This is a genomic window from Archangium sp., assembly GCF_036388035.1.
In the GTDB taxonomy this organism is placed as follows: Bacteria; Myxococcota; Myxococcia; order Myxococcales; family Myxococcaceae; genus Archangium.
Map to the genome: position 1 here is coordinate 1 of NZ_DASVSO010000441.1, position 7,880 is coordinate 7,880.

The following is a 7,880-nucleotide window of genomic DNA, read 5'->3' on the forward strand; positions in this document are numbered from 1 at the left end:
TCTTGTCCAGGTATTCGACAAAGGGCGGGCATATCAGGTTGCGATATCCGTTCTGCCATACGCATGCCGTGTCTTCGCCCACATAGGTTGGCTCCAAGGAGGTCGTGTCGTAAGGTATGGCAATTTGAGTGACCGCTGACCCGTTCCCAGCGTAAGTGACCGCTGACCCGCTATTGTAAAGGACTTCGCAAGTGGTGGGATTGGTGGGAGTGGGGAGAGAGCAGCGATAAAAGGCACCACTGCTATTGTAGGAGGTGCCAAGGCCGATGTAGAGGTATCCGTCTGCGCTTGCCAATGCTCGCACGGGGAGGGAGTTGCCATTACCCATGAGGTTGGAGCAGGAGTTGGGCGTGCTCGGGGAGCAACGATACACACTCGTACGATTCAAACCGACATAGATGTTGCCGTCAGCAGCAACCGTTGCTGTTTGTGCGATGCTTATGAATTTGTCGAACACGCTACAGGCGTTGGTGCTGTTCGGGTCGCATCGCCACAGGGAGCCGGCGGTCGCGAACACATAGCCATTCGTCATCACCAATGACGTTATGGGGAAGGTCAGGCTGTTGAGTTTGGCGCAACCATTGGCGTTATCTGGGTCACAGCGCCACATCTCGCCGTTGTTCAACCCCGCATAGATAGAGCCATTGGCTCTCAGCAGGCTCTTGAGGGGAGAACCCAGGGTATTGAGCTTGGCGCAGGCATTGGCATTGTCTGGGTCACAACGCCACATTTCACCGTTCTCCAGGCCCGCATAGATGTAAGCGTTTGCCAGGATGAGGACATTGATCGAGGATTTTAGAGCGTTGAATGTGTCGCTGGCATTGGCGTTGTTTGGGTCACAGCGCCACATGACGCCGTTCCCCATGCCAGTATAGATATAGCCGTTCGCCATCGCCGTTGTATTCATGGGGGATGACGCCGTGTTGAAGGTAGCACAGGAGTTGGCGTCGGTTCGATCGCAGCGCCACATCGTCCCGTTTTCCGTTCCGAATACCAAGGGGGTCTGATTCGCCGAGGCCACGGCAATCAGAGGCATCGTTATCAACAGGAGGAGTGTTTTCATGTCAATTGATTGACTAGCCATGGTCTGCTCTTGCACGTTCCCGGATATGCCCTCCGGTGTCCTCACGCGACAGAAGAGCGCGGGAGGGCACGGGGGCGGTTCGCAAACCATCAATGACTTACTCGAATGCCCAGAAAGGGGACCGTCTCGGGTGGCAGTCCGAAGGGCCTGCGTATCAGCGTGCCCTCTCCTTCCCAGCAGCATCTAGGAGAGAAGCAGGAGGGACCAGGAGGTCAGGCGATTCTCTCGTCCTCGGGAAGCCGGCTGCCCGGCATCCAAGGGAGGAGCGGCTTGCTCGCAGATGAGCCAATGCCGAGCGTCTGATGGACCCGATCGAAGAGTCACCCATTCCCGCGAATGGGGCCGGTGCCGTCGGGGTGGGCGTAGAGGGGCGCCCGCGCAGCTCAGCTACCCCTGCACCCTCAAGAGTGCCCCAGTGAGCCAGCAGGCGGCGCCCTGAGCACGGCCGCCGCGAGCCCGTGCCGAGCCTCAAGGGGTGGAGCGCCCGCCAATCTCCGGGAAGCGCTCGTAGGCCCGTTTGAGCGCGTCCAGGTGCGCGGGGTTGTCCAGGTCGAGCGGCGCATCGGTGAGTTGCACGACCCACCCACCCGTCGCGGTACACCGTGAGCGCGAAAGCAGCTCCGCGTCACGGGCGGAGTCCGGGAACCCAATGGCGCGTGCGGCAGCGGCAGACCAGTAGTTCAGCCACCCGAGGTAATAGGGAATCTCTGGCGAGCGGATGTGCTCGAAGAGCTTCAGGCCGGGCAACCCCCGGCGTGGGGACGGCGGCCCTTCCAGCGTGGGTGCTGTCTGATACGCGATGTCCACCGCAGCGTCGTGTGGCGTCGCACGCCCCCAGAACGCGTGTGTGCCCTCCGCTACACGCTCCAGCATCTCCGTCGCTGCCGCGACAACCGCCGCATCTAGCGGCAACTTCGCATGGACTTCAAACAGGGCCTGACCGCCAGGGCTGAAGAGTCCCGAGCTTCCCCTCCCCATAACCGTCACGGGGTAACTCTCGTCCCCATTGCACACAAGAGGGAAGCCCCCGTCCTTAATCTTTTCTACGAGCCACGCGTCGCGCTGTGGCAACGCAGCAAGCCGTCGCCCCCCGGTAACTCTCCACTCTAGACGCAAGCCGGGGAGCGCCTTTTCCATCCCATGAACGGCAGCGAGTGTGCGTCTGTCGTCACCCACGAGCGCAGGCGCGTAGACGGTCAGAACGAGGCGATTCTGCGTGGTCATCGTTTGCATCCCGTGACGCCGATCTTGAGGGAGGGAACAACAGCGAGCAGCGCTTCTTTGTGCGCTTGGGTGCTCACACCGACGACGAAGTCATATCCACACGCCGCCGCAGCTTTTCGCTCTTTTTCTATTTGCTCCAACTCTTTCTCGATCTCCCGATCCCGGATAAAGTCAGGATACGTGTCAAATTGATGGGTCTTGATTTCCCACAGCACACGAACGCCGACTTGCAGCGCATCGAAGCTCACACCGCCCACGAGCACATCCATTCCGGGATAACGGTTGGGCGGAAACTGATCGGCGCACTTGTTGTGCGCGTCATCCTTGCCCGCGTGCGGCACTGGGAGGGGCTCGCACCTGTGGCGATCTCGCTCCGTGACTTCGGGTGGCTCCACGGGAGGGAAATCCGGTCCTTTGGGCTCCGGCTTGGGCCTTTTTTTCGGCGAGGGTTTCTGCGGAGCGGGCTTCACTTCTGGCACGGGGCGCGTTTCAGGCACGGGCCGCGTTTCAGGCGCGGGCCTTGAGTCCTCTTGATCGGCCCATTTCAGCTCATACGCATCCAGAGCCTCCTTGATGACGAAGCCCACCGCCACCACGCCCACGACGATCACCGTTCCCACGACAATCTCCGGTGCCGCCAAGACACAGAGTCCGACGCCCACTGCCGCACCTGCGGAGGCGACGGCGCATCTGCCCGTGATGTCCCGAAACCGAACCCGGTCATGGTCGAGGGCATAAAAGAACCGCTCCGCCAGCAGGGGCCAGGGCTCAGAAGCTTCGCGGACGGCACACCGCCCCCCGTCCGTCCAGGGCAGCTTCGCCGCGCGCTGGAGGTTGGCGAGCCTCGGGTCGCGGGCCGCTGGCTCCCTTGGGCTTGGGGGGGTCGTCGTACAGGCTGAGAGAAAGAGCAGAAGTGCGAAGCACGCTCGGAGACGCATGTCCGGGTCCTCCATTGGAGCTAGGATCTAGCGGGTCCTGGTGGGGCCGGTCGGAGTATGACAGCGCGCCCCGATAGCTACGAACGAGCGCGCCGGGGAAACGGAAGGGGGCCGGGTGCCGCAGCCGCAGCTCGGGCCAGGGCGAGCGCCAACGCAGCGGGCAGCTCATCCTCGGGCGTGTGCAGGCAACAGGGCGCTAGGTTGTACGCCCCATGTCCCGGGCCGGTGAAACGGTGAGGCGCGCACCTGGACCGCGCTAGGGGGCTCCAGCGGCGCGGCTTCTGGGGCTCGCGGCTGGGTGGAGGGGAGCGGCACACGGCAGCCGCAGCTCGGGCTTGTGGAGGGCTCCAGCGGCGCGGCTGGTGAGGCTCGGGCGGGTTGGGGAGCGAGCTGCACGTTCACAGGAGGGCCCCGCCAGTCACACACCGCCCGGCGTGGGGCAGGATGCAGGCGGGGAGGTGTGGCGCATGTGCCCCCAGTGTGCCCCGCCAGCGGGGAAAGGGGTGGAACACGAGGGCACGGGGTGGGACGGGGCGGGATGACGAACCCCAGGAGAATCAAGGCGATAGCGGGTAACAGCGCGTCCTGCTTAGAGGGTGTTGAACTGCTCCTCGGAGCCAATGGGGCGGCCCAATCCGTGGCCAAGTCCTTGAGCCTGCTCGGCTGCTGGGGTGCCCCGACATCCTGTGCTTGCTCGCCCCAGTTCAACAGCCTCTTAGGGTTTTCTATCGCCTCGTTCACGGGTTCGATTCCCGCCGCCTCCACTGGACCCCCTGTTTTGCAGGGGGATTCCTTCTTTGGTTCAAATTCGACCCGTCGGGGAGAGACGCCGCGGTTGATGCAGTCCCTACCGGAAGTAGCTCTGGGAGATGTCCACTGAGTAGCCCAGCTCCAGGGTGGGCGCGGAGGCCGCCACGAGGTACTGGCGGAACTGGAGCACCTTGCCCGGCAGGGGTGTCTGCGTCTCCAGCCCCGCCGTCTCGGTGCCCTCGTACTGCTCCATGCTCCCGCCCTCGCGCCGGTAGTTGAAGACGGCCGGGAAGTGCGCCCGCGCCTGCAACGTGGCCACCGGCCAGGACACCCGGGGCAGCGCCAGCTTCAATCGGCCCGACAGGTGGAAGACGCCCAGGTCCCTCGCCAGCACCACCTCCAGCGTGGCCTCCGTCTCCCCGAAGCGCGTCGGGGCCACCTTCAGCCGCAGCCGGCCCTCCTTCTCGCTGGGGACGAGGGGAATGGCGTCGAGCAGGACGCGCTCCAGCCGGTGGCCCTCGGGCAGCTCCAGGTCGAGCTCCTGCTCCCGGTCCACCCGCAGGGAGTAGCGCACGCGCACGGTGGCCTTGCCCTCCAGCGTGGACACCCAGGAGGCCCGGGCCTCGGGGATGCTCGGCTCCAGCGGCGGGCGCACCACCTGCCGGGCCACCTTCGGCGCCGCGGCATTGCGCCAGCCCACCCGCAGCACCCCCTGTCGGGGGTACACCTCGGTGTCCTCGCCCCCGGTGGGCAGCGGCTCCATCAGCGTGAAGGCCGTGGCATCCGCCTCCAGCCGCAGCGGCACCGGCGAGACGTGGGCGCCGAAGCGCAGCTGCACCTGGCGCTCGGTGCCGCTGCCCGAGGGCCGCAGGGCGAGCGTGACGTCAACGGCGTAGCGGCCCGGCTCACGCGTCACCAGGGTGAGCTGGCCGTCCAGCGAGCCCACCGTGGCGCCCTCCAACGTGGGGACGTGGGTCAGGTACGAGTCCGCGTCGAGTTGCAGCAGCCGCACCTGCGTCCAGCGCCCGCTGGCGAGCACCTCCACCTCGAAGTGCGCCTCCACCAGGAGGGCCTCGGCGGTGAGGCGCCCCTTGAGCTGGCTCTTCACCACCAGGGCGTCCGTGGGCGGCGCGGGGGGCGCGGGCTCCTGGTGCTTCGCGTACAGGGGAATCAACTCCTGGAGGGGAATCGTCGCCGAGCCCGAGGGCATGGCCGGGGTGGACGTTCCATTCGAGGCGGTCAACAGCAGTCCCACAACGAGAGCGGTGTTCCACATGGCTCACCTCGCTTCCTGGGTGACGGGGGCGACGCGCGGCTCGCCGTCCGGTGGGAGATCCGAGAGCAGGGCCCTCACGCTCGCGCGCGTGGAGAGCACCATCAGGCCGAGCAGTGCCGCGAGGCACTCCAGCGTGTAGATGAGGCCGGTGTAGCCCTGGAGGAGGACGGCGAGGGTGGGCACTCCCAGCGTGGCGCCCCAGGTGGCCGCCAGCCGGGAGGCTCGCTCCTCGGGGTAGAGCCGCTTCGCGTAGGCCACCACCGCGGCGCCCATGCCGAGCGTGGCCAGCCCATAGGCCACGTAGAAGTTCATGAAGGCCGCGAGGTAGGCGAGCAGCACGAAGAAGAAGCCGTAGGCGGCGGCCAGCAGGTACGTCTCGTAGAAGGCGAGCGGCCTGCGGTGGCGGATGCTGAAGGCCGCCAGCAGGGCCAGCAGCCCGAGGAAGGGCACCCAGGCCCGGCGCGCCATGGTGGCGACGACCTCGTCATACGCCTCCTCCGAGGGGAGGATGACGCCGAGGCTCACGCCCGACTCGAGCGACTGGAAGGCCCAGTCCAGCGACACCGTGTCGCGCCCCGTCTCCACCGTGTTGGCCACGAGGACCTGGGGGGGATAGTCGAAGTTCTCTCCGCCCTCGACGGCGAGGTGCAGCCGCACGTCACGCGCGGGCAGGGCGGGATCCAGCTTGTAGACGAAGGAGTCGAGGCCCCGGGCGCGGTAGCGGATGGAGAAGTGGCTGGTGGCCCCCTGGGGGATGCGGCCCGTCCAGACGAGGCGGTTGCCGGACTCGCCCAGGTCCAGGTCCGACTCGGCGCCATTGACGAGGAACTGGAGCTCCGAGAGGAGCACCTGGGACTTGTCCACCTCGATGGGGAAGATGAAGGCCACGTCGATGTCGTGGCCCTCGCGGTTGACGACGGCGTAGTCGGCCGAGAGGGTGAAGTCGAAGCCGGAGAAGTAGCGCAGGCCCCGCTTGCGGTAGTTCATCCGGGACTGCACCTGCACGTGCTGCTTGTCGAAGGGCAGGGGCTTGAGCTCGGTGAAGATGGTGCCGCTCTGCACGTAGCGCAGCGAGGGCGCCGGTTGCACCACGGGGGCGCCCCAGCGCTCCTCCACATCCTGGGCCAGCTCGGAGCTGGCGAACTCGGTCCGGTCCGCCACCTGTCCGGCGATGACGGCGGTGGCGAAGACGACGATGAAGAGGCCACCGAAGACGTGGTGGCGGACGAGCCACGCGATTGCCCGCTTCACCGGCGGGCCGGGCTCTCTCGGGAGATGCGGAGTGTCTGCGTTCATGCCCCCAGAATGGCGCGTGGGGTTGCAACGCGAATGAAGGCCCCGTGCACCCGCCGAGGAATGATTGTGCAGGAATCGTGGAGGGGGCTTCAGCGCCCCCCCTGGCGCGAGGCACCCTACCTGCTCAGGAACTCCAGGATTCGATCCAGGCCCGCCTCGGAGCGCGCGGCCCCGAGATGGTTGGCGATGAAGCCCTTGTTGAAGTAGCCGCTGGTGTCGTAGTCGTCGAGCGTCGTCAGCGCGTTGACCACACAGCCCTTCAGGTCGAGGCGCGCCGTCGACTCGGACGAATAGAGGTCCTGGTAATTTGTGTCCGGAGTGATGTCGCGCATGGTGAGGGTGAAGTACTTCACCACGTTGCCTTCACACTGGCCCGTCTTGCCGAAGGCGAAGTCACCGTCCGCGCAGGGGGTGGCGAAGAGCTCCCTCGGACCGTTGAGCGGCTTGTGGAAGTACGTCTGCACGTACTGGGCGCGACTGCCCAGCTCGCAGACGAAGCGCCCACGCATGGTGGAGTTGTTGCCGCACAGCGCGCCGAGGTTCGGGTCATAGGTCGCGATGCCATGGTTGCCGCCCGAGCCGAGGATGACGTGGCTCAGCCGCGGGAAGGGGTTGAGGGCCCCCGCCACCTCCTGGGTGTGCTCCACGTACAACCGGCGCAGCGCGTCGCGCGCCACCGTCACGCCCAGCCCGTGCCCCACCAGCGCCACCTTGCGGCTGGGGTTGTTCGTCATCACCGCCTTGATGAGCGACTGGAGGATGGGCGTGGCCCAGCCGTGGTCGACGTTGCCAGCCGCGTTCTCCTGGGTATTGTTGGCCGTGGGCTCCACGGTGGCGACCAGGTCCGTGCGGAAGTCCACCGCGAGGACGCGGTAGCGCGCCGCGATCAGGCGCTCGGCCAGCTGGGCGCGGGCCTGCGTGTCCGGGTTGAACTGGACCTTCTCGAAGGCGGAGTTGATGGACGTGCCGGGCGGCAGGAGGAACTTCTCCCAGTAGTGGGGCCGGGAGGAGTTGCCGTGCACGAGGATGACGATGGGCTTGGAGGTGTCCTCGGCGGGCTGCGCGTACTCCTTGGCGGCGCAGGGATAGCCGGGGACTCGGGCCATGTCTCCATCGACGAAGCCCGTGGCGGTGTTGGGGCCACCGTAGATGGAGCTCCCGGTCCACTTGCCGTCGTTGTTGCCATCGATATAGGGCGTGCGGCCGACCTCCGTCGAGGTGTTCGTCTTGTCGTAATAGAGGTTGTCCACGGAGCAGCCGGGGTGGTTGCTCAGCGGGCGGTACTTGCCGTCGTACTGCTTGTAGGTGGCGG

Annotated in this window: 6 protein-coding genes; all 6 read right to left on the reverse strand. The window is 66.1% G+C overall.

The genetic code is table 11. The features are described from left to right. Positions 1-1,099, reverse strand: a 1,099-nt coding sequence (locus VF697_RS17815; RefSeq protein ID WP_331096549.1) for a hypothetical protein, incomplete at its 3' end; no start/stop codon positions are given. Between the two features lie 453 nt (positions 1,100-1,552). After that, positions 1,553-2,308 (reverse strand): DUF5953 family protein, encoded by a 756-nt coding sequence (locus VF697_RS17820; RefSeq protein WP_331096551.1) that lies wholly within the window; start codon positions 2,306-2,308, stop codon positions 1,553-1,555. Beyond that, a complete protein-coding gene (locus VF697_RS17825; protein WP_414641308.1) occupies positions 2,305-3,246 on the reverse strand; it encodes a DUF6310 domain-containing protein in 942 nt (313 codons plus the stop codon). The genes VF697_RS17820 and VF697_RS17825 overlap by 4 nt, the downstream gene beginning before the upstream one ends. A gap of 847 nt (positions 3,247-4,093) precedes the next feature. Then, entirely contained in the window at positions 4,094-5,272 is a 1,179-nt protein-coding gene (locus VF697_RS17830) for a hypothetical protein (RefSeq protein ID WP_331096555.1), read from the reverse strand. A gap of 3 nt (positions 5,273-5,275) precedes the next feature. Beyond that, positions 5,276-6,523 carry a hypothetical protein gene (locus VF697_RS17835; RefSeq protein ID WP_331096557.1) on the reverse strand — a complete coding sequence of 416 codons (1,248 nt, stop codon included), beginning with the start codon at positions 6,521-6,523 and terminating at the stop codon, positions 5,276-5,278. Positions 6,524-6,684: 161 nt separating this feature from the next. Then, positions 6,685-7,880: hypothetical protein (locus tag VF697_RS17840; RefSeq protein ID WP_331096559.1), on the reverse strand; the 1,196-nt coding region annotated here is incomplete at its 5' end.